The organism is Pseudomonas sp. URMO17WK12:I11, from assembly GCF_007677725.1.
GTDB lineage: Bacteria > Pseudomonadota > Gammaproteobacteria > Pseudomonadales > Pseudomonadaceae > Aquipseudomonas.
In genome coordinates, this window is the sequence record NZ_VEDF01000006.1 from 261,143 (window position 1) to 284,963 (window position 23,821).

Sequence of the window (23,821 nt, forward strand, 5' to 3'; positions counted from 1 at the left end):
GATTTTGCGCGCGGGCGCCCGGGTACATGGCAAGGCGGTCGCGCACGCTGCAACAGGCGATACCGGCCCGAAACAAACGTAGGAGCGAGCAGAGCTCGCGATGCGCCGCGCGGGCGGCGCTCGATCTTCACCCCAACATCAAACCCAAGGCATGCACCCAAGGCAACAATCAATCTTCCGCCTGATCCTCACCACCCTGGCGACTCATGCCGTACTTGCGCATCTTCTCGACCAACGTAGTGCGGCGAATGCGCAGGCGCTCGGCGGCGCGCGCCACGATGCCGTTGGCATCGTCCAGCGCCTGCTGGATCAGGCCCTGCTCCAGGCTGCCCAGGTAGTCCTTCAGATCCAGGCCTTCAGGTGGCAACATCGCCGCATTGCTGAAGTTCGGCGCGTGACCGTTGATCGCCACCCGCTCTTCCAGGTCGCTGCGCAGGCTGTCGACGAGTTGTTCGTCCTCATCGTCGATGTAGCGGAACTTCTTCGGCAGCTCCGACACCCCGATCACCCCGTACGGGTGCATGATCGCCATGCGTTCGACCAGGTTGGCCAGTTCACGCACGTTGCCCGGCCAGCCGTGACGGCACAGCGACATGATGGCCGCCGAGTTGAAGCGGATCGAGCCACGCTTCTCGTGCTCCATGCGCGAGATCAGCTCATTCATCAGCAGCGGAATGTCTTCGACCCGCTCACGCAGCGGCGCCATCTCGATCGGGAAGACGTTGAGGCGGTAGTACAGGTCCTCGCGGAAGGTCCCCTCCTCGATCATGCTCTCCAGGTTCTTGTGGGTCGCGGCGATGATGCGCACATCGATGCTCTGGGTCTTGTTGCTACCCACCCGCTCGAAGGTGCGCTCCTGCAATACCCGCAGCAGCTTGACCTGCATCGGCAACGGCATGTCGCCAATCTCGTCGAGGAATAACGTACCGCCATTGGCCAGCTCGAAGCGCCCGGCGCGGCTGGTGATCGCACCGGTGAACGCGCCTTTTTCATGGCCGAACAGCTCGCTCTCCAGCAGCTCGGCCGGAATCGCCCCGCAGTTGACCGGCACGAACGGCGCTTCACGGCGCTTGGAATGGTAGTGCAGGTTGCGCGCGACCACCTCCTTGCCGGTGCCGGACTCGCCCAGGATCAACACACTGGCATCGGTATCGGCGACCTGCTGCATCATCTGCCGCACATGCTGGATCGCGCGACTGGTGCCGACCAGGCTGCGGAACAGATTGGGTTCGCGTTGACGGCCGCGCTCACGCGCCTGGTCGTACATCTCGCGATAGACCTGGGCGCGGTGCAGCGAATCGAGCAGCTGGCTATAGCTGGGCGGCATTTCCAGGTTCGACAGCACCCGGCGACGCTGTTCGTCCGGGAACTCCGCCGAAGAAATTTCGCCAATCAGCAACACCGGAAGGAACTCATCCCACCCGGCCACTGTCTTAAGGAGCCCGAGGACACTGCCGGGGGCGTTGACGGTACCGATGAGCACGCAGAGCACTTCTCGGCTCGAAGACAGTCCGCCCACCATCTGCTGCCAGTCCTGGCTCGAGCAGGGCAGGTTTTCTTCGCCGAGAAAGTTCAGGACCACCGCCAGATCGCGGCGGCGGGCGCTGTCGTCATCGATCAGGAGAATCTTGGTTTCACGCCACATGCAATAGCAACTTCCCTAGTCATATCGGCGCCCGGGAGGGGCAAGCTCGACATCTCCGACTGAATGGTCAGTGTTCGGACGTCTGAAATTCGAAAACAGCCACTAGTAAAGTCAAAAAAACCTATACAGTCAAATTAATGGCGCACGGATTTTTGTACATCTGTGGTCAGGTGAACAGATGGTATACCTTAGCCGCATTTTTCGCCTGACGGATTTGTGTCATCTCGTCGACTATTGATTGACGTTCACCACTTGCAACATCAATCAATTGCCCGTACACCGCCAGCAGCGACTCCAGGCTCGAACGTACCTGCGCCTCATTGCTGAGCGCCTCGCTCAACACGTCTTCGACACAGACGCGGCACGCCAGGTCGAGTTCGCCGACCGCCTGCCAGTCCCGACTGGCCAATGCCGCCAGCAACTCATCCCGCGTGCGCTCGATGCGCTCGATCACCTGGCTCATGCTTGCTCCTGATATTCAGGGGACCATCGACGGCGCGCCGATCGCGTCCCAACCTTCCTTGACGGTGGTCAGCAAGTCCCGAACCTCGTCCAGGATCGCTGGGTCGTTCTTCATGTTGGCTTCGCTCAGGCGCCGGGTCATGTACAGGTACAGATTGTCCAGACGCGTGAGCTCTGCGGTCATGTTGTCGCGGTCGAGGCCTTCGCGCAGGCCGCCGATGATACCGATCGCCTTGCCGATCGCGATGCCCTTGCCGGCGATGTCCTTGCGCTGCAGCGCACCGCTGGCCTGGGCGATACGGTCCAGGCCACCTTCCATCAGCATTTGCACCAGGCGATGCGGGCTCGCCTCGGAGGTCTGCGCCTGGGCGCCGATCTTCTGGTATTGCCGAAGGGCTAACATTGGATTCATGGGGTACCTCGTCACCACGGGGTTGCTGTATGACCGGGCTATCGGCGCGGCGTCAAAAAACTTTAGCGAGAATACGAAAAGCCCGACAGCACGTCACGCGCTGCCGGGCTTTTGGCACTGCCAGGGCCAGGCCTGATCAGGAATTCTTCTTCTGCGCCGCCATGGCCTCGAAGATCGACAACACGCTGTCGCGCTGGGCGTTCAACTGGCCCACCACGGTGTCCATGTTGTTGTACTTCTTGGTCAGCGAAGCTTCGAGATCCTTGATACGCGCATCCAGCGAACTCTGCTCGAGGTCCAGGCGTTTTTTTGCCACCTCCAGGGATTTGCTCCGCTCATCGAGCACGCCACCTGAGGCCGTGAATGGCTCCATGGCCTTGGTCATGCGATCGAGCAGTCCACCGTCGCCATTGAACAGGTTCTGCACCTCGCCGCCGAGCTTCTGCTCAGTGATCGCCTTGGTGAACTTGGTGCTGTCGAACTCCAGCAGGCCGGTACCCTGAACGGTGTTGATGCCCAGCTGCGAGAGCACGCTGAGTTGCCCGGAACCGTTGGTGCCCGGCACCACCAGCTCGTTGCGCAGCGACGTCAGCATGCTGCGTACGGCAGGATCACCCGCCAGTGCCGGCGACTTCCAGGAGCCGTCCGCAGCCTTGGTCGACACGCTCACGGTGTTGATCGCCCCAACCAACGCGTTATACGCATCGACGAACGACTGCACCGACTTCTTCAGCCCATCGGTGTTGGCCGTGACGGTGATGGCAACCGGCGACAGGGTTTCGGTCTTGGACAGCAGCTCGAAGGTCATGCCGCTGATGGCGTTGTCGACCTTGTTCGACTTGCTGGTGAGCTTCATGCCGTCGATTTCGAACTCGGCGCCCTTGGCCAGGTCGCCCACACGCCCTGCTCCACCGGCATCGCTCATCTGCGCTGTCGGGTCGATGGTCAGCGCGCCGGACACCGAGATGTCGGACCCTTTGCCCATGGTCTCGGAGCTCAGCACCAGGCGCGAGCCGGTGCCGTCATTGACGATGTTGGCAGTGAAGCCTTTGGCCGTGGCCTGCGCGTTGATCGCGTCACGGGTCTGCTGCAGCGTGGCATTGGCCGGCAAGTTCACATCGACGTTGACGCCGTTCTGCGTCAGCGTCAGGGTACCGCCGCTGGCCGAGACCACCGAATTGGCATCGGTGAAGCGCTGGCTGGCAACGCGTGAAGCGGTAGCCAACTGCGAAACCTGAATCGAATAGTTGCCGTTGACCGCCGCACTGCCGGCGGTGGCCTTGACGTATTTGTCGTTGGAGCTGGCAGCCGTCGAGCCGATGAAGGCCGGGTTGGCGCTGTCGTTGAGCTTGCCCAGTGCGGTCTTGTAGGCGGCCAGCGCACTCTTGAGGCTGCCGACGGCAGAGATCGACGCGGTGTTGGCTGAGGTACGGCGATCCAGCTGGCCCTGCTTGGGGGTTTTTTCGGCGTCAACCAGGGCCTTTACGATGGCCGTAGTGTCAAGGCCGGAACCCAGGCCCAAACTCGGTAGAATTGGACTTGCCATTACATCCTCCTTTTCTGGTTGGCGCCGAGCACCACGATCGCTCGGCAACACCGGTACTTCTGTTCTTATGAACGCGCAGCGTCACGCCTTGGCGTCGAACAGCAAGCTGTTGACGTCCTGCAGGCTGCGCGCGAGCTCCAGGGCGGTTTCCGACGGAATCTGCCGGATCACTTCGCCGCTGTCACGGGCGACGACCTTGACCACCCACGTACCGGTGGAGTCATCGACCGAAAATTCCAGGTTGCGTTGCAACGACTGGACGAAATCCTGAATGTCCTGCACGGCCGAATGCAACTCGGCCTCGCTCTTCGGAGCGTCTTGCTGCGATGCCTGGCGGTTCGGCGCTTGCGCCTTGTCCGTCGCCTCATCCTTGTAGATGTTGGCGGCTGCCGTAGCCATCTGATACGACGGGCTTGCCTTGACGCTGATGTCCATCGCACTTCACCTCTAAAAGTAAAAGGCGAGAGCGTGCACATGCACCCTCTCGCCACACTTCATCGCGCGATTACTGAAGCAGCTTCAGTACGGCCGATGGCAGCTGGTTGGCCTGAGCCAGTACTGCGGTCGACGCCTGCTGCAGGGTCTGCTGCTTGGTCAGCTGGGCAGTTTCTGCGGCGAAGTCGGTGTCCTGTACACGGCCCATGGCGGCAGCCGAGTTCTCGTTCATGCTCTGCAGGTTGTTGATGGTCGACTGGAAGCGGTTCTGGATGGCACCCAGGTCCGACTTCTTGTTGTCAACGGTTTGCAGGGCAGCGTCGATCGCGGTGATGGCAGCGTCAACCGAGGTGTGAACGGCCGAGTCCGAAGTACCCGAGATCGCCAGGGTGCCGGTGCCGACGCCCAGGGTCGAAGCAGCGAACGACGAAGTCATCGAAACGCTCAGGATCTGGCTGGTGCCGGTCATTGCGCCAACCTGGAACTCCATGGTGCCAGCGGTGCCGTTGAGCAGCTGCTTGGTGGTACCGTAGGTGGTCGAAGTGGCGATACGGGTCAGCTCGTCGGACTTGGCCGCGAACTCTTTGTTCAGCGCCGCACGTTCAGTGGTGCCGTTGGAGTCGTTACGCGATTGCAGAGCCAGTTCACGCATACGCTGCAGGATGTTGGTCATCTCGCCCAGTGCGCCTTCAGCGGTCTGGGTGATCGAGTTACCGTCGTTGGCGTTTTTGATCGCAACGGTGGTACCGGTGACCATGGTCTGCAGCTTGTTGGCGATCTGCTGGCCAGCAGCGTCGTCTTTGGCGCTGTTGATGCGCAGGCCGGACGACAGACGGGTCATCGAGGTGCTCAGCGCGTCGGAAGCTTTGTTCAGGTTCTTCTGCACGCCCAGCGAAGTGGTGTTGGTGTTTACGGTTAAAGCCATGACGAATTCCTCGTTGGATGGATACTGCGGCTTCCGGCCCTGGCATCCGCCGGGTGTGGCCTAGAGAACCTTCGTAATGGTTATCGTCGGGTTTGCAGGTTGCTTTAGGGGCTTTTCCAAAAAAAAATGCCATCACCTCGCCACCCCTTGTAAATCGGGCCTTGCAGCCCTGAAGCAGCGGATGAGCGGCAAAAAGCCAATGTGACGGGCGTCACATTTCAGTGCCTCGCGGCTTGCTCGAGCAGCGCGGGCAGTTCGTGTTCGAGGTAGTCGGCCAGCGCCAGCCAGTCCTGGCGCTGCTGCGCCTCGAGCATGGCTTGCAACAGCAGCATGCCGGACTGCGGCTCGACCGCTGCCAGCACGGCCTCGAACAGCTCGACCATGCGCAGTGCGCCCTGCACGTCCTGGCCTAGACGAAACAACGCAGCGCATTCGCGCGCTGCCACGCTGTGATTGACGGCATTCACGGGCAGAACTCCGGATCATAGTCGGCACCGGCGATCAGGGCCCCTGCCCGGCTGGTGTTGAAGAAACGCACCTCGGGGTGCCGGGCGATATAGCGCTCAAGATCGATCAGGTAACCGCGGAAATTCAGCTGCGTACGCACCCGTTGCCCATGCCCATCGAGCACCCAATGGCGCGCCGCCGACACCGTCGGGCCCAGCACGCCATCGTCCCAGCCGGTGTGGGTACGGTCGCCCGGGAACGCGAAGTCGGCGCCGAACAAGGTGATGGCGGTGGCGCCCATCTGCACTGCAAGATCGGTGGCTGGGTGGATCACGCTGCCGCCGACGAACAGCTCGGCGCGGGGGATCGCCTGGCGCACCGAGGCATACAAGGCGCTGGCCGAGTAGGCGCTGTAACGCGGCCCGCGCCAGTGGGCAAGCAATTCGACATCCAGCATCGGCATGTATACCAGCGCGGTCTGCGCCGAATGCTCAGGTGGCAGGTGGTGCAGGCGGATCTTGTGGTCGACGCTGACCACGATGTCGGGCTGGATGCCAGCGCGCAACAATGGCAGGTAGGCGGTGTCGACGCAGATGAACAACGGTCGCTGCGCCTGCGCGCGGATCCGCGCCAAAGCCGGCAGATGCGCCGCCAGGCTCGGCCCGGTGGCGATCACATAGCAGTCACGCCCAGGCTCGGTGCCGAACAGCGTGGCCACATCGAGGTCCTGGCGCAGCAACGGCAAGCTGTCGGCCAGCAGCTGCTGCAAGCCGGGATCGGCGCTGTCGAAGGCGCGGTTATTGAAACTCAGGTGAGTTTCGCTGATCAGCCGGTCGCGGATTTTCGCGTTGGTCTCATCGGCCAGCACCAGCTCGGCGGGCAGGGCAAAAAACGGCAGGGCGATTTCGCGGCTGTCGCCGGCATAGGCCAGCTCGACGCGCGGATCGGCCAGCCAGTCGCGCTGGTCGAGCAGCTGCAAGACCAGGCGCAATACCGCACCATTGAGCACGTAGACACGCAGCTGGCGCAGCGCACTGCGCTCGAGCAGCACCCGTTGCAGCTCGCCCAGGCCCGTGCCGTAGACATGCAGCGTAGGGCTATCCAGCGGAAGGGACTGCGCCTGCAGGCGCGCCTCGGCAAGGCGATCATGACGGCTGCTCAGTTGAATGTTGCAGACGCTCAAGGTCGAACCCAGGCCCTCGACCCGTTGCACATCGAGGCGCTCGCTCGGTTCCTGCTGCAGGCGCTCGCACAGCGCCGGCCAGCGCTGCCGCAGCACCTGGAGGTTAGCCTGGAAAATCTCGCTCATCGCTGCGCATCCCGTCCCTGCGAAACGGCCAAGGGTAACCCAGCTGCAGGGTTTATTCAGCCTTGTACAGAATCGCCGAGCCCCACGACAGGCCCACGCCGAAGCCGCTGATGGCCACGCGCTTCCAGTTGCCGTCGAACATGTGCTTTTGCAGCAGCAGGGCAACGCTGGAGGACACGGTGTTGCCCGTCTCGAGCATGTCCTTGACGAATTTGTCGACCTGGGACTTCTCCGGCTCCTCTTCATAGCGCCGCGCCACGGCATCGACGATGGCCGCACTGCCCTGGTGAATGCAGAAGGCATCGATATCGTCGTTCTCCAGACCCGACTCTGCCAGCAGCTCATGCAGGTGTGCTGGCACCTTGATCAGGGCGAAGTTGAAGACCTGACGACCGTTCATGTAGAACTCGCCAGCGCTGACCTTCAGGTGCGGCGCACCGGAGCCATCGGTGCCGAACTTGGCTTTGCCCAACTGCCAGGTCGCGCCCTCACCCATCCAGGTGGCGGTGGCGGCGTCGCCGAACAGCATGGTGGTGTTACGGTCTTCTGGGTTGACGATCTTGGAGTACGGGTCGGCCGTCACCAGCAAGCCGTTCTTCAGGCCCGCCGCCTCCATGAAACCTTTGAGCGCATACAGGCCATAGACGTAGCCCGAGCAGCCCAGCGAAACGTCGAAGGCGGCCACATGGGTCGGCAGGCCGAGCTTGTGCTGGACGATCGCGGAGGTGTGCGGCAAGCCTTCTTCGTCGCCGTTCTGGGTCACCACGATCAGCGCGTCGATCGCCTCGCGCTTGAGTTGCGGGTTAGCCGCGAACAGGTTGTTGACCGCTTCCACGCACAGGTCGGAGGTTTCCTGTTGCTGATCTTTACGCGGCAAGAAGCTCGCGCCGATCTTGCCGAACATGAACGCTTCGTCCTTGCCGAACTTGGCGCCTTGCACATAGTTGTCCAGGCCGGAAGCGGGCACATAGCTCGCGATGCTTTTGATGCCGATCATCTTGGCTTCCCAATAAATAACAGCGCAATACCGCCGCCCGGATGACTCGGGCAGCGCCTGAATGACGGGATCTGCCGCCGCTGATGCAGGCGACAGGCGGGGCCGGCAAGCGACAAAGGCGCGCCGCCCCCATTAACGGTTACAGAGGGAGATGCCCGCTCTGACCGATAGGTCACGAATATTTGGAAACAATCGCATATTTTGCCTGTCGTCGTCACCTTGGCAAAGGTCGTACACAGGTTGGCGGCACTGCGGCGCAGTCGCAGCCAGGGTCAGTCGAGCAGGCTCCACGCCAGCGGCGTTCCACGCTTGAGCGGTTGCCGCGCCTTGCGCCCGAGCACCGCTTCCAGATGGCCCGGCGCCAAGCCTGAACCTGGGCGGATGGCGCGTACGTTGTCACGGTCGAAGACCTCGCCTGCCGCCATGTCGCGCACTACGTACAGCGAACGGCGAAAGCGCCGCGAGGCCTCCTCGGCCGCCGTTGCTCCGTAGTGCACGCGGCCCAAGGCTTGCCAGCCGCGCTCGGTTTCCGTCACCAGTGCGGCCAGTTCCTCGGGTTGCAGCGAGAACGCCGCATCCACGCCGCCCTCGCTGCGGTCCAGGGTGAAGTGTTTTTCCACCACCGTGGCCCCCAGCGCCACCGCCGCCACGGCCACCCCGACGCCCATCGAATGATCCGACAAGCCGACTTGGCAGCCGAACAGCTCGCGCATATGGGGGATGGTCAACAGGTTGCTGTTGTCGGGGCTTGCCGGGTAGGTGCTGGTGCACTTGAGCAGCACCAGGTCGCGGCAGCCGGCTGCGCGCGCGGTCTGCACGGTGCGCTCGAGCTCGGCGAGGCTGGCCATGCCGGTGGAGATGATCATTGGCTTGCCGGTGGCGGCCACCTTGCGGATCAACGGCAGGTCGGTGTTCTCGAAACTGGCGATCTTGTACGCCGGCACGTCCAGGCGCTGCAGAAAGTCCACGGAGCTTGCATCGAACGGTGTCGAGAACACCAACAGGCCCCGTTGCCGCGCACGCTCGAAGATCGGCTGGTGCCACGCCCAGGGGGTATGGGCCTTGTGGTACAGCTCGTAGAGCGAAGAGCCGGCCCACAGGCTGTCGGGGTCGGCGATGAAGAACTCGCCTTCGGCCAGGTCCAGGGTCATGGTGTCGGCAGTGTAGGTCTGCAGTTTCAGGGCATGAGCCCCCGCCGCCGCCGCCGCATCGACGATGGCCAGCGCACGTTGCAGCGATTGGTTGTGGTTGCCGCTCATCTCCGCGATGACCAGTGGTGGCTGATCGGGGCCGACGCGGCGGTGGCCGATATTGAAACTGTGCATGGCTATTCCTGAAAGACCCGCTCGAAGGCACACGGCGACTGAAGGTAGCCGGCACCGGTGAATACGTGCAACGAGGCCAGGTTGTCCGGCAATACCTGTGCTTCGATGGCCAACAGATCGGGCCAGCGTTCGCGTATCCAGGCCTCGCCGCGTGCCAGCAGCACCGAGCCCCAGCCAAGGCCGAAACGCCCTGCGAACAGGTACAGCGACACCCGCGCCCGCTGACCGGGCAAGCGGTCGTAACGCAGGCAGCCGACCGGCCCGTCCGCCGCCTCGGCGATCAGCAGCAGCCGCTGATGATCGGCCAGCACCGCGCCCAGCCAGGCTTGATGTTCGCCCCAGCGCAGCGCCTGATGCTGATGCGATCGACGCCGCACTTCGGGCGCGTTGCGCCCGTCGAACAACAGCTGGGCGTCGTCGCTGGTGGCCATGCGCAGGGTCAATTGCTCGCCACACAGGGCCACGGCCACTCGCTCGGCGCCACGGCCGTCGACCAAGGCCTGACTACGCTGGGCAAAGCTCTCGCGCAGGGCTTGATTGTCCAGTAGCAAGGCAATTGCCTCGCGCAAGGCGCTCACACCGACCTGCGCAGCCTCGCCCAGGTACAGGTGCATACCGGCCTGGGCCATGGCCAGGGCGCCGGCACGCTGGTTGTCCGCCACGCTCACGCACAGGCTCGGCAAGCCCATGGCAGCGCGCTCCCAGGTCGTGCCTCCGGCAGCCCCGATGAACAGCTGCGCCGCCGCCATGCGCTGCGCCAGGTCGTCCACGAAGCCGTGCCACTCCCACCCCGCGCGCTCGGCGCATAATCGGCGCAGCGCCTCGTTCGCAGTCGCTCCCAGCCCGGCGATGCAGGTCACCTGCACGTCGTCCAGCTCAGCCAGCGCCTGCAAGGTCCGCGGCAGCATGCCGGCGACATCGAAACCGCCGAAGCTGACCAGCACGCGCCGGCCCTGCACGGCAGGCTGGGCCGGGCGCTGGAACGCCGGGCGCACCAAGGCATAGCGCGGCCCCAGCAGCAGCCGGCATGGCGCGGCCAGATGCACTGCATAGGCAGAGGCACTGGCATGAAAATTCTGGTCCAGCAGCAGGTCGGCTGCATGGCCACGGTCGGCCAGGTCATCGATCACCGCGATACGCTGGGCGTGGGCGCGCGCTGCGTGTTCCCAGCGTGCATCCAGGCGGTAATGGTCGACGATCAGCCAATCGAAGCGGGACTCAGTGGGCAGCGCCTGGCCCATGCCGGCCAGGTCCTGGGACCACGGCTCGACACCTGCCAGGGAAGGCGGCGGTGCCCAGCCATGCACCGCGAAACCTTGCGCCTCGATGGCCGCGCGGTGGTGCCCCTCGAGCAGGCAACAGGCGAAGCTGACCTGCGCCCCCTGCGCACGCAACGCATGGGCCAAGGTCAGGCAGCGGGCGACATGGCCAACGCCCAAGGTCGCCGAAGCGTCGGCGCGGATCAATACCTTCATGGGTCGAGCTCGCCCCCGGCCTTGAGCGCCGCGTACAGGTACTGCGCGCGCAACCAGTCGTCTTCGGTGTCGATGTCCTGCACCAGGTGCCGGGGAATGATCACTGGCAAGCTACGCGCGGAGTACAGCACCTCGTTGTCCAGCCAGGCTTGCAGTCGCCCCCAATAAAACTGGCCGGCATCCTGATAGGCCGGCGCCAGGTCCTGGGAGCGGGTTTCGCGAAACTGCGGATTGAGCGGCACCAACGCACCCTGGGCATCCACGGTCAGCGCGCGCTGCACCGGGAAACCGAAGCCGCTCACCGAAAAGGCGAAACTGCGTTCGGGATGCGCCTGCAACAGGGCCAGCCCCTCATGCAAGTAACGCTGCTGCAGAAACGGCGCCGTGGCGTAGATGCAGCAGGCATGGCTCAACGCCATGCCCTGCCCAGTGAGCACCTCGAGGGCATGGTGGATCACGGCGTGGGTGGTGGCGTAGTCGTCGGCCAGATGCGCAGGCCGCATGAACGGCACCTGGGCACCGTGGGCCAAGGCTACCGCGGCGATATCGGCATCGTCGGTGCTGACCACCACGTGGTCGAACAGGCCACTGGCCAGGGCTACGCGAATCGAATGGACAATGATCGGCTGCCCGGCGAAGGTCTTGAGGTTCTTGCTCGGGATCCGTTTACTGCCGCCGCGCGCTGGAATGATCGCCACGGTGCCGCGCACACGCTCACTCATCGGCATCGCCACCCAGCGTCTGCAGCGCCTGGCGCAGGCTGTCGAGCACGTGGTCCTGCTCGGCTTCGCTCAAGTCAGGATAGAGCGGCAGGCTCAGGGCACTCGCATAGTAGGCCTCAGCCTCGGGGAAGTCGCCAGGCTTGAAGCCTAATTCACGGTAATACGGCTGCAAGTGGATGGGGATGTAATGCAGGTTCACCCCTACCCCTGCTGCACGCATGGCCTCGAAGATCTGCTTGTGCGCTCGCTGGGCACGCGCGCCACGCAAGCGCACCACGAACAGGTGCCAGGCAGACTCGGCCTCTGCCTGAGGCGCCTGCGCATCCACCGGCAAGCCTGCCAGCGAGCGCTGGTAGCGGGCCACCAGCTGGCGCCGCCGAGCCAGAAACTCATCCAGACGCGACAGCTGCGACAGGCCCAGGGCAGCGTGCAGGTCGCTGAGGCGATAATTGAAGCCCAGCTCCAGTTGCTGGTAATACCACGGCCCGTGGCTGGCTTCGCTCATCTGGCCAGGGTCGCGGGTGACGCCGTGACTGCGCAGCAACTGCAAGCGCGCGGCCAACTGGGCATCGTTGGTCAGCACCATGCCGCCCTCGGCGGCCGTGATGATCTTCACCGGATGAAAGCTGAACACGGTCATGTCGGCGAATTCGCCATTGCCCACCGCGACGCCGGCATAACGCGCGCCAACGGCATGGGCGGCATCCTCGATCAGGGTGAAACCATACTGCCGGGCCAGGCCCTTGAGGCTGCGCATGTCAGCGCTTTGGCCCGCGAACGCGACCGCCACCACCACTCTCGGCAAGCGCCCAAGGCTTGCGGCCTGCTCCAGCTTGCGCGCCAGCGCAGTGGCGTCGAGGGTCCAGGTGTGCGGGTCGATGTCGACGAAATCGACATTGGCGCCGCAGTAGCGCGCGCAATTGGCCGAGGCGACGAAGCTGATCGGGCTGGTCCACAGCCAGTCACCCACGCCCAGCCCTGCCGCCAGGCACGCCAGGTGCAGGCCGGCCGTGGCGTTGCTCACCGCCACCGCATGCACGGCCCCGCAGCGCTTGGCCAGGGCCTGCTCGAAGCGCTCGACCATGGGCCCCTGGGTCAACCAGTCGGACTGCAACACTTCAAGCACTGCGTCGATGTCGCCCGCATCGATGTTCTGCCGCGCGTAAGGAATCACGCTGGCAGCCCCGCATGCAGTTCGGCCAACTCGCCAGCGCTGAGGAAAACCGGGTTGGTGTCGGAGCGGTACTCAAAGTCTTCGGCAACCCAGCGCCCGCTCTCGCCGGTGCGGTCCAGAGCGAAGTCGACTTCGGTGTTGTTGAAACGGATCGATGGCACGATGGTGAAGTGATCGGCGAATTCCACCGTCATGCGCGCATCATCGAGTGGAATCATCAATTCGTGAAGCTTTTCCCCTGGGCGAATACCGACGACTTTCTGCGGCAGGTGCCCGGCCATGCCACGCGCCAGGTCGACGATGCGGATGGATGGAATTTTCGGCACGAAGACTTCGCCGCCGTGCATGCGCGCGAAGCTGTCGAGCACGAACTGCACGCCGTGTTCAAGGGTGATCCAGAAGCGCGTCATGCGCGGATCGGTGATCGGCAACTGATTCGCGCCGTCCTCGATCAGGCGCTTGAAGAACGGCACTACCGAGCCTCGCGAGCCTGCCACATTACCGTAGCGCACCACGGCAAAGCGCGTGTCCTGCTGCCCGGCAATGTTGTTGGCGGCCACGAACAGCTTGTCCGACAGCAGCTTGGTCGCCCCATACAGGTTGATCGGGCTGGCCGCCTTGTCGGTGGACAAGGCAACCACCTTGTGCACGCCATTCTCGATCGCCGCGGCGATGATGTTCTCGGCGCCATTGACGTTGGTGCGAATGCATTCGGTAGGGTTGTACTCGGCCGCAGGCACATGCTTGAGCGCGGCGGCGTGCACCACGTAATCGATACCGCGCATGGCCAGGCGCACGCGTTCGGCATCGCGTACATCACCCAAAAAATAGCGCATGCACGGCGCGTTGAAGCATTGCTGCATTTCGTACTGCTTGAGCTCGTCGCGCGAGAACACCACCACCCGCCGCGGCCGGTAGTTTTGCAGCAGCCGTTCGATGAAGCGCCGGCCGAACGAGCCGGTGCCTCCGGATATGAAAATGGACTTGTCGTCGAACATAGGTCGATCCTAGGGCTGCGCCGGCGACTGCTGGGCATGCGCGGTAACAGGGTCAGGCGGGCGCGCAGCGTCTACAAATTTCTGACTCGCGGCCCTGATTGCAGGCTCGAAGCAAGATACAGGCCATAGCGCCTTGGGAAGTTCCCAGGGGTTGCTGGCAAGCCGCGAGCCCAAGCAGGCGCGGGCATCGCCTGGTGGAAGCGTGGGGGCGCTTTGGCCCCCTGTTTGCTGATCAGCCGATCAGGCCGGACCAGTCCAGCGCCGCTTGGTCAGGTAGCAGCGACAGGGGCTGGGCCGATGCTTGCCATTGTGTCGACCATTTGGCGCGCAGCGCCGCCAGGACGCCCGGCTCCGCCGGCATCGCGCCGTGGTGGATGACCTGCACCTGCGGCGTCCAGACCGTCAGCAGACCGGCTGCGCCGGCTTTCAGGCACAGGTCGACATCGGCGAAGGCGTGGGCGAAGTGCTGTTCGTCCAGTCCCTCCAAGGCCTGGAACAGTTCTTTGCGAATCATCATGCAAACGCCGGAAACCGCTGCGCGGTTCTGTTCGACCGTCAGGCTGTTCAGGTAGCCCGGGGCGTCCGCCGGCTCGCCGGCGTTGGCCGCAACCACACCCGCTTGCGCATCCAGTACCAGCCCGGCCTGGCTGAGCTTGCCCTCGGCGCTGAGCAACTTGGCGCCGACCACGCCGACTTCCGGACGCTGCGCCTGGTTGAGCAGCGCCTCGAGCCAGTTGGCGTTGACCACCTCGGTATCGGTTGCCAGCAACACCAGGTAATCGCCCTCGGCCTGGGCCGCCGCGGCGTTGTACAGGGCCGCTGGGCTCAGCCGTTCGGCACTGTGCAGCACACGCACCTTACCGCCGCGCTGCTGTTGCTGGGCCAGCCAGGTGCGCTGCGCGGGCGACTGGCTGGCGTTGTCGACGATCAACACTTCAAAGCGCGCGTAGCGCGTGCGTTGCAGGATGCTGGTCAGGCAGCGCTGCACGGCGTCGAGGTCGTCCTCGCTCGGCAGCACGATGCTCACCAGCGGGCGTGCCACGTGCCGGTAGTCGATGCGCAACGTGCCGGGCACGGGCGCGCTGACCTGCGCCTTGTAGCCGCGGCTGGCCAGATGCCGACTCAGTGCCTGACGCGCCTGCTCGCTGGCCTGCGCCTGCGGTGCCTGGGTGATCAGCAACGGCTCGTCGAGGTGCGCCAGGCCGTTCAAGCCGCCGCTTTCGATCAGCCGCAGCAGCAACTCGAACTCCAGCGCCTCGGGGTACAGCGGGTCGAAGCCGCCGGCAGCGACCAGCACTTCGCGGCGCAGCAGCCAGTGACGGGCCATCAGTGCAGGGTTGCTTTGCAGCAGGTCGAGGTTCACGCCTGGGCGCAGCAGCTCGCGCCAGACACCATCGGCCTGCTGCTGGATTTCATCGACCGCCACTGCCCGGCACTCAGGGGCGTTGAGCAGTTCGAGGCCGGCGCGCAACAGGCCGGTGGCGGTGAAGCGATCACCTGCCTCGGCCAGCAGCAGCCAGTCGCAGGACGACTGCCGAGCCAGCTGGTTGATGTGTTCGACATAGTCCTCGCGGCTGACCTTGATGAAATGCAAGGTGTTGTGCAGGGCCGTGGCCAAAGGCGGCTCACCGGTGGTGAACACGACAATGCGAAACGCCTTGCCGAGCCCGCCCAGCAAGCTGTCGAAGGTGTCCTGCAGCGCCGCCTGATCGTCATTCAGGTCCAGCAGCAGAATGCCGAACTGTGGCCCCCCCTGATGCAGCGCCAGGTGCGCGTCGAGCGCGGCCTGCACTTGGGTATCTGGCTTGCGCGCTTGCAGCCAGTCGAGCAGACGCCCCGAAGGCATGCTGCCGAGCAACTGTCGCCCGCTCTGCAGCGAGAGCGCTTCAAGCCGCGCCAGCCAGGCGAACAGCGCCTCGCTGTCCTGATGCTCGCCCTGCTCGCCCAAGTGCTCGGCCAGACGCCGCACCACATCACGATTGAATGCATTGAGTTCGAGCGCCGTCCATAGACGCGAGCCTACGGTGCCCGGGGTGTCGTTGACCTGCGCTTGCAGCAACTGCACCTGACGCAGCAGCAGCGGCTCCAGGCGCTGCAGTTGCAGGCGCCCGGCCGGCATGGCGTGAATGAGAAATTCAAACGCGCTGAGCTTATCGAAGAATGCCTGGTTGTAGAACGGCATTTCCACATACTGCGCTGGCTCGAAGGTCCGCAGCGGCGGCTTCAGCGGGTCGGTCCACTTCGAGCCCCAGACCAGCTCCAGGGTCAGCGCCCGGCGCTGGAACAGGCTTTGCGCCATCGCCGCGAAACTGTCCAAGGCGTGCTGACGCAACTCGGCTCGATCGAGCCCTTCGATGGCGGTGGGCAAGCCAGCGAGGAACTCGGCGAACGCCTCGCGGCCCGCTACCGACTTGGCGTCGCTGAAGCTGAGCACATGGATGACTTCGGTCTTGTGTTCGGAGCTGCCGTAATTGGCTTCGCGCACCGCGTAAGGAATCGGCAGGATGCGCGCCTTGGCATTGGCCAGGAGGAAGTACACATGGCCGATCTCTTGCCACTCGAAGCTGGTGCCCTCTGGCAGCAGCTCGAACCAGCGGCGCAGTAACGCGGTGCGAGTCACGGCGAAGAACGGCGGAATGAACTCGTGCATGTAGTCCATCACCCGCTGCGCCGCGTTCGCATCGCCGTAGTCTTCACTGACTTTCTTGTCGCGCCGGTAGTAATTCACCTGCGTCGCTTCGGCCAGGTACATCATGCTGTAGCCGTGGCACATGCCGTAGTCGGGGTTGGCGTCGAGAAAATCCAGCGACTGGTTCAAACCGTCGTGCAGCAGGAAGTCGTCGTCGGCAGCGAAGGCCATGTACGGTGTGCGCACCAGGCTCACGCCGTGGCTGAGCTTGGCCTGAAAGCCCAGGTAGGAGAACTGCGGCAGGTGCAGGTATTGGACCTCTGGAAACTGCGCGGCAATGCTGGCGGCCGACTCGGTCGAGGAGTCGAGCACCAGGATCGAACACGGATAGCTGCTGTAGTACTGCAACGTGCGGCGCAGGAACGCCGGACGATTGTGCGTCATCAGCACCAGCGTGAATCGCTCGCGCAGCGCCATTGCCTGACCTGACTGGATATTGCCTTGCATACTCTTCCCCACCACCGGCGTTGCCGCCAACAAATTCAACTCAGTGAATGCTCAACGAACCCGGCGCAGGTAGCCGTCCGGCGCCACGGTGACCAACAGCTTGTGCTGCAACTGATAGTCGATCTCGAAGCTGTCATCGCCCTTGAGGTATTCCCAGACCGCGGTCTTCGGGTTGTCGCCATGGCCCCATGGGCGGTCCGGGAAGAAGTCCGCCGGCATGTCCTCGACCACGGTGTCCATCACCACGCAGTAGCTGCCCACGCTTACCAGCGGCGCATACAGCTGCAGCTCCTTGAGCACGTGAGCGTGGGTATGGTTGGAGTCGAGCACCACGATGACCTTCTTGCCCGCCGCCATGGCCTGGACTTGAGCGGCAATGCCGGCATCGATGCTCGAGCCTTCGATCATGCGCACACGCTTGCTCATCGGGTGCGCCTCGATGGCTTCGCGGTTGTGCGGGCGAATGTCGATGTCGATGCCCAGCACTTCGCCGTGCCCCTGCAGTTCCAGCAGCGAGGCGTAGTACAGGATCGAGCCGCCATGGGCGATGCCGCACTCGATGATCAGGTCCGGCTTGACCTGCCAGACGATTTCCTGCATGGCCATCATGTCCTGGGGCAGCTGAATGATCGGGCGGCCCATCCAGGAAAAGTGATAGGTGTATTTGTGCGCCGCGGACTGGTTGAAGAAGTCCCGGGCCACATGCTGCAGCGCCTGGTCTTCACCTTGGGCGGCAATTTGCGCGGAGCATTCGGCTTGGAAAGCCTGGATCGGCGAGTCGGTCATTGTGCGGTCTCGGTTGGCAGGTGGGTGAAATCGGCGCTGTCGACGGCGTGGTAGGTGAAACGCCCGTCGGTCATGCGGCGGATTTCCTCGAGGTAGTTGGAATTCATCACGAACAGGTGCGCGCCGGCCGGCAGAGCGTCGAGCGCCTGCTCGGGCGAGCTGACGCGGGCGCCGCTCAGCGGCAGGTAGCGGCCCTGCTTGGCCGGGTTGATGTCGATCACCCAGTCCACCGACGCGCCGGCCCGTTGCAGGAACAGCGAATAGATGACGCCCTTGGACGAGGCGCCCCAGATCGCCGTGCCACGTTCGCCAGCACTGCGGACGATGGCCACGGCCTGTTCGAGGCTGGCGCTGAAGTCGTCTGGCAAGCTCAGTGCCGGCACCGGCTGCAAGGTGCTGCGCAGGCTGGACAGGTCGGCGACGACGTACAGGTACTGGCCGTCGAACAGGTGTCCGGCTTCGGCGACCTGGCCGAACATGCGGCGCAGGTCGTCCAGGCGGAAGTAATTGACGTGCTCGTAGAACAGGTCGAACCAGGCCTTGTGCGTGATGATCCAGTCCAGGCACGGCACCTCGATGTAGATCTGCCCGCTACCGCCGTTGGCATCGGCGATGGCGGCCAGAAACGCGAGCGGGTCCTGGATGTGCTCGAGCACATGGCGCAGCACGATAGCGTCGGCGCGCCGGTTCAACTGACGGGTGAACGGCGCCTTGATCACATCCGCGCGGTCGCCTTCATAGGCCGGGTCGATACCGGTGACGGCATAGCCACGGGCGCTGAGCAGCTCGAGGAACCAGCCCTTGCCGCAGCCCACCTCGATCAGTGCCTGACCCTTGAAGTGCCGGGCGATCACACCTTCGACGTCATCCAGATGGCGCTGGAAACGGCCTGAATGGCCCTGCTCGTTCTGATAATCGCTGTCATAGCTGAGCTTGGCGGGGTCGAAGGCATCGTTGTAGATCAGCCCGGTACGACTGTCTTGCACCAGACGCATGTCGGCGCTGGCCGAGGCGCGTGCACTGGCAGCGTCGGCGAAGGTACGGTTCTGCAACACCGGCAATCCGGTGGCGCGGTAGAGCTCACGCTTCATCAGACACTCCCAGCACAGCGCGCAAGCGGCGCGCGTCACCCCAGAACGCCATGGGTTCGTGGGTCGGATACGGGTAATGGCCCAGGTTCAGGTCGATTTGCGCACCACGCCTGGCGACATGCGCCTCGACCAGGCTGCGCACGGCAGTCGGCTGGCCGCTGCAGCAGTTGAGCACACCGCTGAAGTGGTCGCGCTCAAGCACCCTGACCAGGTAATCGGCAGCGGTTTCGATGGGCAGAAAATCGCGCAGTTGCTCGCCAGCGGACATGTCGAAGCGCCGCTGCCCAGCATCGATCGCCCGGTCCAGCGCCGCCAGCAGGCTGTTGCGGTTCTGTCCGGGGCCATACACATAGAACAAGCGCAGCCACTGCAAGGCGAAAGGCTGCTGGCGCGCCAGGCATTCGAGGAACAGCCGCAGGCTGTGCTTGGCCAGGCCGTAAGGGTTGCTCGGCTGGCACAGCCGCGATTCCTCCAGCGCGCCATCGAGCAGGCCATATTCCAGGCACGTGCCACTGACCTGCACGCGCGCCACGCCGCTGCGCACCACCGCCTGGATGAAGCGGTAATCGGCCATCAGGTTGTGCTCAACGTGGAACAAGCCCTGGTAGTTGGGCAAACCGGGCCAAGCCAGGTGCACCAGCGCATCGATGCCGCGGCACAGCGCGGCGACGTTCAAGTCTGGGTCATGCACATCGGCGCTGACGAACTCGACCTTCGCGAACCAGGGCAGCGCCCGCGCCGCCTGCAGATCACGCGCCAGCGCCCGCACGCGATGCCCCCGGGCGAGCAAGGCGGCGACCAGGTGCCGACCGACGAACCCGGTGGCGCCGCTGACCAGTACGTGCAGGCCGTTCACAGGACGGTCAACTGTGGCACGGCGATGACGAAGCGCGCGCCCCATTCACGCACGTGTGCTTGCTGCTCACTGACCTCTGCGAGCAGGTTCCAGGGCAGCACCAGCACGTAATCAGGCCGCTCAGCGGCCAGCCGCTCGGGCGCCACCACCGGGATACGGCTGCCGGGCAGGAACTTGCCCTGCTTGTGCGGGTTGGCGTCAGCCACCCAGGCCAGCAGGTCAGGCTTGACCCCGGCGTAGTTGAACAGCGTGTTGCCCTTGGCGGCCGCACCGTAGCCGACCACGCGCTTGCCCTCGGCCTTGGCTTGCAGCAGGAAGCCCAGCAATTGCTGCTTGATGCGCTCGGCGGCTGGCGCCAGGCTGCGGTAGAACGCAGGCGTGCTCACCCCGGCCCGCTGCTCGCTGGCAAGCAGATCGGCGACGCTGGGGTGGCGCGCCTGCGGGCCGCCGGCACATTGCACGAACACGCGCAGTGAGCCGCCGTGGGTCGGCAACTGACTGACATCGAAGATCTCCAGGCCGTTACGCCGGCACAGGGTGTCGACGGCGGTCAACGACAGGTAGGAGTAATGCTCGTGGTAGAGGGTGTCGAACTGGTGCTCGGCGATCAGCCGCAACAGGTGCGGAAACTCGAACGTGGCGACGCCGTCAGCCTTGAGCAGAGTACTGAAGCCGCGCAGAAAATCGTTGATGTCCGGTACGTGCGCCAATACGTTGTTGGCCACCATCAGATCAGCCGCCCAGCCCTCCTCGCGCAATGCTTCGGCGCTCTGCTGCCCAAAGAACGCTTCGCGGATCTGCAAGCCCTTGTCGCGCGCTGCCTGGGCGGTGCTGCGGGTGGGCTCGACGCCCAGGCACGGGATGCCGCGCTCGGCCACGTACTGCAGCAGGTAGCCGTCGTTGGCGGCGATCTCCACCACCCGGCTGGCGGCATCGAGGCCGAAGCGCTCGACCATCTGCGCGACGTAATCGCGGGCATGGGCCAGCCATGAGCTGGAGTAGGAACTGAAATAGGCGTAGTCGGCGTCGAACAGCGCATCGGCGCGGGTGTAGTCCTCGGTCTGCACCAGCCAGCACTGCTCGCACACGGCCACTTTCAACGGTACCCAGGCCTCGGCCATGGCCAGTTGTTCGGGGCGCAGGTAGGCGTTGGAGGGCGGCGCGGTGCCCAGGTCGATCAAGGGCAGGCTCAGGCAGGTACCACAGCCACGGCAGTTCATGGACGCACTCCGGTAAACGAGGGTTCGAGCCAGGGATGCTGGGCGTCCCTGGCTGACAGATTCTTGACAGGCAGCGGCCAATCGATGGCCAGTCGCGGATCATGCGCCGACAAGCCGCCCTCGCGGCCGGGGGCGTAATCGGCGCTGTGCAGGTAAAGCAGTTCGGCCTCGCTGCCGAGCACCTGGAAGCCGTGGGCGAAGCCTGCCGGGATCAACAGGCTGCGGCCATCGCCTGCGCGCAAGTGTTCGGCGTGCCAATGCAGAAAGGTCGGCGAACCCTCGCGCAGGTCAACCGCGACATCCCACACCTCACCGCGCAAGCAGGTGATCAGCTTGGCCTCCGGTGTATCCCCCAATTGATAGTGCAGACCGCGCACACTGCCCTGGCCGATGGTATGGGAATGGTTGATCTGGCGCACATGAAACGGCGCATCCAGCCCGCCCAGGCGGGTTTCGCAGAACAGCCGGGCGAACTGGCCGCGGGCATCGCCGTGGCGCTTGTGCTGCAGGCTGAACAGGCCAGCGAGGGGCAACGCGTGCAAAAGCAGATCGGTCACGAGCGCCCCACATACTGGTCCAGTTGCGCGAGGCTGAAGGCGCGCATGTCGTCGCCGCGCTGCCAGGCCAGGTGCCAATCCAGGGTATGACGCAGGCAATCGTGCAGCGACCAGCGCGTGCGCCAGCCCAGCAACTGGCGAGCGCGAGCGCTGTCCAGGCGCAGCAAGCCGGCTTCATGCAGGGTGCTGGTTTCGACCTTGAGGCCGGCTGCGGCTGGCCAGAGCTCGGCCAGGTGCGCGACCACCTCGCCAACGCTGCACATGTCCTGCTCGCTGGGGCCGAAGTTCCACGCGCCGGCAAATGCCGGACCCTCGCGGTACAGGCGTTCAGCCAATTGCAGGTAACCGGCCAGCGGTTCCAGGGCGTGCTGCCAGGGGCGCACGGCCTGGGGCAAACGCAAGGTCACCGGTTCGCCGTGCGACCAGGCCTTGAGCACATCCGGAATCAACCGGTCAGGGGCGAAATCGCCGCCGCCCAACACGTTGCCGGCGCGGGCGGTGGCCAATGCCAGGCCGTGCTCGGCGTACGCGCTGGCCGGGAAGAACGAGGCCGCGTACGACTGCGCCAGCAGCTCGCAACAGGCCTTGGAACTGCTGTACGGGTCATGCCCGCCCAGTGCTTCGTTCTCACGGTAAGGCCAGGGCCACTCTTGGTTGGCGTAGACCTTGTCGGTGGTGACCAGCACGCAGGCTTTCACGCTGCCGACCTGGCGCAACGCTTCGAGCAGGTTGAGGGTGCCCATGACGTTGCTCGAATAGGTTCCCAGCGGATCGCGGTAGCCTTCGCGCACCAGCGGCTGCGCGGCCAGGTGCAGGACGATCTCGGGTTCGGCTTCGCTCACCGTGGCAAACAGCTCGCCCAGATCGCGCAGGTCGCCGCGCACGTCGTCGATGCCCTGTCCGGCCTGCGCCAGAGCAAAGAGACTGGGCTCGGTGCCGGGGTCCAGGGCGAAGCCGGTGATCTGCGCGCCCATGGCCTGCAACCACAAGGTCAGCCAACTGCCCTTGAATCCGGTGTGGCCGGTCAGCAGGACGCGTTTGCCCTGCCAGAACGCCGGGTTCACGCCCACTGCTTCCATGGCGCCTCCCCGCTGTGCCAGAGCTGCTCCAGGTGATTCTTGTCGCGCAGGGTGTCCATCGGGTGCCAGAAGCCATCATGCTGGAAGGCGTTGAGCTGCGACTCGGCCGCCAGGCGCGCGAGCGGCTCGGACTCCCAGGAGGTCTGGTCGTCGTCGATGTAGTCGAGCACCTTGGGCGACAACACGAAGAAGCCCCCATTGATCCAGCCGCCATCGCCACGCGGCTTTTCGATGAAGCCGCGCACCTGCTCACCGTCGCGCTGCAGGGCCCCGTAGCGCCCAGGCGGCTGCACGGCAGTCACCGTGGCAAGCTTGCCGTGGGCCAGGTGAAAATCGACCAGGGCACCGATGTTGAGGTCGGCGACGCCATCGCCGTAGGTGAAGCAGAACGCCCGCTCGTCTTCCAGGTAGCGCGCAGCGCGGCGCAGGCGGCCGCCGGTCATGGTTTCCTCGCCGGTATCGACCAGGGTTACGCGCCATGGTTCGCTGTAGTTCTGGTGCACGTCCATGCGGTTGGCGCGCATGTCGAAGGTGACGTCGGAGGTGTGCAGGAAATAATTGGCGAAGAAATCCTTGATCGCATAGCCCTTGTACCCCAGGCAGATCACGAAGTCGTGAATGCCGTGGGCGGAGTACTGCTTCATGATGTGCCAGAGAATTGGCTTGCCACCGATCTCGATCATGGGTTTGGGCTTGAGGTGCGACTCCTCGCTGATGCGCGTGCCCAGTCCACCGGCCAGAATTACCGCCTTCATGTTGTCCCCTTTTGTTCGTCACCGGCCACGGATCGTATGACTGCACGATTTATGGCGATATGACTGGGGGCTTGCAGGAAACGCGCCAGGTGGCGGTTTTTGCTTTGGCGAGGGTTTTAGGGCGCCTGTGAGATTGAGCGCCGTTTGCGCGGATCGCGAGCTGCGCTCGCTCCTACGGTCTTCTCAGGGCAGTGACTCTGTGGCTGTCGCACCATGCGTAGGAGCGAGCGCAGCTCGCGATGCGCCGCGCAGGCGGCGCTCGAGCTCAGCCCGGCATCCAACCACTGTACCAATGCTGCACATGCGCTTCACGCAGCACGCGCGGCTCGCAGGAAACGCGCCAGGTGGCGGTTTTGGCTTGGCGTGGGTTTTAGGGCGCCTGTGAGATCGAGCGCCGCGCAGGCGGCGCTCGAGCTCAACCCGGCATCCAACCGCTGTACCAATGCCGCACATGTTCTTCACGCAGCAC

The 23,821-nt window shown here is 64.4% G+C and carries 22 protein-coding genes; all 22 read right to left on the reverse strand.

Annotated elements, in window-relative coordinates:
* Positions 1 to 169: 169 nt before the first annotated feature.
* A complete protein-coding gene (gene fleQ, locus FS665_RS14135) occupies positions 170 to 1,645 on the reverse strand; it encodes a transcriptional regulator FleQ (protein WP_145189369.1) in 1,476 nt (491 codons plus the stop codon).
* A 166-nt stretch (positions 1,646 to 1,811) separates the two neighbouring features.
* A complete protein-coding gene (locus FS665_RS14140; protein WP_145189372.1) occupies positions 1,812 to 2,108 on the reverse strand; it encodes a flagellar protein FliT in 297 nt (98 codons plus the stop codon).
* A 15-nt stretch (positions 2,109 to 2,123) separates the two neighbouring features.
* A complete protein-coding gene (gene fliS, locus FS665_RS14145) occupies positions 2,124 to 2,519 on the reverse strand; it encodes a flagellar export chaperone FliS (protein WP_145189375.1) in 396 nt (131 codons plus the stop codon).
* Positions 2,520 to 2,655: 136 nt separating this feature from the next.
* Complete coding sequence (gene fliD / locus FS665_RS14150; protein ID WP_145189378.1) at positions 2,656 to 4,065, reverse strand: flagellar filament capping protein FliD; 1,410 nt, start codon at positions 4,063 to 4,065, stop codon at positions 2,656 to 2,658.
* An 81-nt stretch (positions 4,066 to 4,146) separates the two neighbouring features.
* Positions 4,147 to 4,500 carry a flagellar protein FlaG gene (locus tag FS665_RS14155; protein ID WP_145189381.1) on the reverse strand — a complete coding sequence of 118 codons (354 nt, stop codon included), beginning with the start codon at positions 4,498 to 4,500 and terminating at the stop codon, positions 4,147 to 4,149.
* 70 nt (positions 4,501 to 4,570) lie between these two features.
* Positions 4,571 to 5,425 (reverse strand): flagellin domain-containing protein, encoded by an 855-nt coding sequence (locus FS665_RS14160; RefSeq protein ID WP_145189384.1) that lies wholly within the window; start codon positions 5,423 to 5,425, stop codon positions 4,571 to 4,573.
* Positions 5,426 to 5,643: 218 nt separating this feature from the next.
* Positions 5,644 to 5,892, reverse strand: a complete 249-nt coding sequence (locus FS665_RS14165; RefSeq protein WP_145189387.1) for a hypothetical protein — start codon at positions 5,890 to 5,892, stop codon at positions 5,644 to 5,646.
* Complete coding sequence (locus FS665_RS14170) at positions 5,889 to 7,181, reverse strand: motility associated factor glycosyltransferase family protein (protein ID WP_145189390.1); 1,293 nt, start codon at positions 7,179 to 7,181, stop codon at positions 5,889 to 5,891. Before FS665_RS14170 ends, FS665_RS14165 begins: the two co-directional genes overlap by 4 nt.
* Before the next feature lie 52 nt (positions 7,182 to 7,233).
* A complete protein-coding gene (locus tag FS665_RS14175) occupies positions 7,234 to 8,178 on the reverse strand; it encodes a ketoacyl-ACP synthase III (RefSeq protein WP_145189393.1) in 945 nt (314 codons plus the stop codon).
* 272 nt (positions 8,179 to 8,450) lie between these two features.
* Complete coding sequence (gene pseI / locus FS665_RS14180; RefSeq protein WP_145189396.1) at positions 8,451 to 9,503, reverse strand: pseudaminic acid synthase; 1,053 nt, start codon at positions 9,501 to 9,503, stop codon at positions 8,451 to 8,453.
* 2 nt (positions 9,504 to 9,505) lie between these two features.
* Positions 9,506 to 10,978, reverse strand: coding sequence for a UDP-2,4-diacetamido-2,4,6-trideoxy-beta-L-altropyranose hydrolase (gene pseG / locus FS665_RS14185; protein ID WP_145189399.1), 1,473 nt, complete (start codon positions 10,976 to 10,978; stop codon positions 9,506 to 9,508).
* Positions 10,975 to 11,700: a pseudaminic acid cytidylyltransferase gene (pseF, locus tag FS665_RS14190; protein WP_145189402.1), complete on the reverse strand. Its 726-nt coding sequence runs from the start codon at positions 11,698 to 11,700 to the stop codon at positions 10,975 to 10,977. Before pseF ends, pseG begins: the two co-directional genes overlap by 4 nt.
* On the reverse strand, positions 11,693 to 12,874 hold the full coding sequence (gene pseC / locus FS665_RS14195) for a UDP-4-amino-4,6-dideoxy-N-acetyl-beta-L-altrosamine transaminase (RefSeq protein WP_145189405.1): 1,182 nt from the start codon (positions 12,872 to 12,874) through the stop codon (positions 11,693 to 11,695). The genes pseF and pseC overlap by 8 nt, the downstream gene beginning before the upstream one ends.
* Positions 12,871 to 13,872, reverse strand: coding sequence for a UDP-N-acetylglucosamine 4,6-dehydratase (inverting) (pseB, locus tag FS665_RS14200; RefSeq protein WP_145189409.1), 1,002 nt, complete (start codon positions 13,870 to 13,872; stop codon positions 12,871 to 12,873). The genes pseC and pseB overlap by 4 nt, the downstream gene beginning before the upstream one ends.
* A 232-nt stretch (positions 13,873 to 14,104) precedes the next feature.
* Positions 14,105 to 17,008 (reverse strand): TIGR00180 family glycosyltransferase, encoded by a 2,904-nt coding sequence (locus tag FS665_RS14205; RefSeq protein ID WP_145189412.1) that lies wholly within the window; start codon positions 17,006 to 17,008, stop codon positions 14,105 to 14,107.
* 51 nt (positions 17,009 to 17,059) lie between these two features.
* On the reverse strand, positions 17,060 to 17,794 hold the full coding sequence (locus tag FS665_RS14210) for a cephalosporin hydroxylase family protein (RefSeq protein ID WP_145189415.1): 735 nt from the start codon (positions 17,792 to 17,794) through the stop codon (positions 17,060 to 17,062).
* A complete protein-coding gene (locus tag FS665_RS14215; RefSeq protein WP_145189419.1) occupies positions 17,791 to 18,885 on the reverse strand; it encodes a class I SAM-dependent methyltransferase in 1,095 nt (364 codons plus the stop codon). The genes FS665_RS14210 and FS665_RS14215 overlap by 4 nt, the downstream gene beginning before the upstream one ends.
* Positions 18,875 to 19,732, reverse strand: a complete 858-nt coding sequence (locus FS665_RS14220) for an NAD(P)-dependent oxidoreductase (protein ID WP_178108350.1) — start codon at positions 19,730 to 19,732, stop codon at positions 18,875 to 18,877. The genes FS665_RS14215 and FS665_RS14220 overlap by 11 nt, the downstream gene beginning before the upstream one ends.
* 5 nt (positions 19,733 to 19,737) lie before the next feature.
* Positions 19,738 to 20,961 (reverse strand): class I SAM-dependent methyltransferase, encoded by a 1,224-nt coding sequence (locus FS665_RS14225; protein ID WP_145189425.1) that lies wholly within the window; start codon positions 20,959 to 20,961, stop codon positions 19,738 to 19,740.
* Complete coding sequence (locus tag FS665_RS14230; RefSeq protein ID WP_145189428.1) at positions 20,958 to 21,518, reverse strand: dTDP-4-dehydrorhamnose 3,5-epimerase family protein; 561 nt, start codon at positions 21,516 to 21,518, stop codon at positions 20,958 to 20,960. Before FS665_RS14230 ends, FS665_RS14225 begins: the two co-directional genes overlap by 4 nt.
* Positions 21,515 to 22,597 carry a CDP-glucose 4,6-dehydratase gene (rfbG, locus tag FS665_RS14235; protein WP_145189431.1) on the reverse strand — a complete coding sequence of 361 codons (1,083 nt, stop codon included), beginning with the start codon at positions 22,595 to 22,597 and terminating at the stop codon, positions 21,515 to 21,517. The genes FS665_RS14230 and rfbG overlap by 4 nt, the downstream gene beginning before the upstream one ends.
* The gene (rfbF, locus tag FS665_RS14240; RefSeq protein ID WP_145189434.1) at positions 22,579 to 23,352 is read right to left on the reverse strand and encodes a glucose-1-phosphate cytidylyltransferase; all 774 of its coding nucleotides are present in this window, start codon (positions 23,350 to 23,352) and stop codon (positions 22,579 to 22,581) included. Before rfbF ends, rfbG begins: the two co-directional genes overlap by 19 nt.
* Positions 23,353 to 23,821 lie beyond the last annotated feature (469 nt).

What these genes read in the sequence shown, in the direction of transcription:
- FS665_RS14170 (WP_145189390.1), bottom strand. Translation starts at nt 7,181, where the DNA reads ATGAGCGAGATTTTCCAGGCTAACCTCCAGGTGCTGCGGCAGCGCTGG.
- FS665_RS14215 (WP_145189419.1), bottom strand. Translation starts at nt 18,885, where the DNA reads ATGAAGCGTGAGCTCTACCGCGCCACCGGATTGCCGGTGTTGCAGAAC.
- fleQ (WP_145189369.1), bottom strand. Translation starts at nt 1,645, where the DNA reads ATGTGGCGTGAAACCAAGATTCTCCTGATCGATGACGACAGCGCCCGC.
- fliD (WP_145189378.1), bottom strand. Translation starts at nt 4,065, where the DNA reads ATGGCAAGTCCAATTCTACCGAGTTTGGGCCTGGGTTCCGGCCTTGAC.
- rfbF (WP_145189434.1), bottom strand. Translation starts at nt 23,352, where the DNA reads ATGAAGGCGGTAATTCTGGCCGGTGGACTGGGCACGCGCATCAGCGAG.
- FS665_RS14205 (WP_145189412.1), bottom strand. Translation starts at nt 17,008, where the DNA reads ATGCAAGGCAATATCCAGTCAGGTCAGGCAATGGCGCTGCGCGAGCGA.
- pseB (WP_145189409.1), bottom strand. Translation starts at nt 13,872, where the DNA reads ATGTTCGACGACAAGTCCATTTTCATATCCGGAGGCACCGGCTCGTTC.
- FS665_RS14210 (WP_145189415.1), bottom strand. Translation starts at nt 17,794, where the DNA reads ATGACCGACTCGCCGATCCAGGCTTTCCAAGCCGAATGCTCCGCGCAA.
- rfbG (WP_145189431.1), bottom strand. Translation starts at nt 22,597, where the DNA reads ATGGAAGCAGTGGGCGTGAACCCGGCGTTCTGGCAGGGCAAACGCGTC.
- FS665_RS14155 (WP_145189381.1), bottom strand. Translation starts at nt 4,500, where the DNA reads ATGGACATCAGCGTCAAGGCAAGCCCGTCGTATCAGATGGCTACGGCA.
- FS665_RS14175 (WP_145189393.1), bottom strand. Translation starts at nt 8,178, where the DNA reads ATGATCGGCATCAAAAGCATCGCGAGCTATGTGCCCGCTTCCGGCCTG.
- pseI (WP_145189396.1), bottom strand. Translation starts at nt 9,503, where the DNA reads ATGCACAGTTTCAATATCGGCCACCGCCGCGTCGGCCCCGATCAGCCA.
- pseF (WP_145189402.1), bottom strand. Translation starts at nt 11,700, where the DNA reads ATGAGTGAGCGTGTGCGCGGCACCGTGGCGATCATTCCAGCGCGCGGC.
- pseG (WP_145189399.1), bottom strand. Translation starts at nt 10,978, where the DNA reads ATGAAGGTATTGATCCGCGCCGACGCTTCGGCGACCTTGGGCGTTGGC.
- FS665_RS14140 (WP_145189372.1), bottom strand. Translation starts at nt 2,108, where the DNA reads ATGAGCCAGGTGATCGAGCGCATCGAGCGCACGCGGGATGAGTTGCTG.
- FS665_RS14225 (WP_145189425.1), bottom strand. Translation starts at nt 20,961, where the DNA reads ATGAACTGCCGTGGCTGTGGTACCTGCCTGAGCCTGCCCTTGATCGAC.
- FS665_RS14160 (WP_145189384.1), bottom strand. Translation starts at nt 5,425, where the DNA reads ATGGCTTTAACCGTAAACACCAACACCACTTCGCTGGGCGTGCAGAAG.
- fliS (WP_145189375.1), bottom strand. Translation starts at nt 2,519, where the DNA reads ATGAATCCAATGTTAGCCCTTCGGCAATACCAGAAGATCGGCGCCCAG.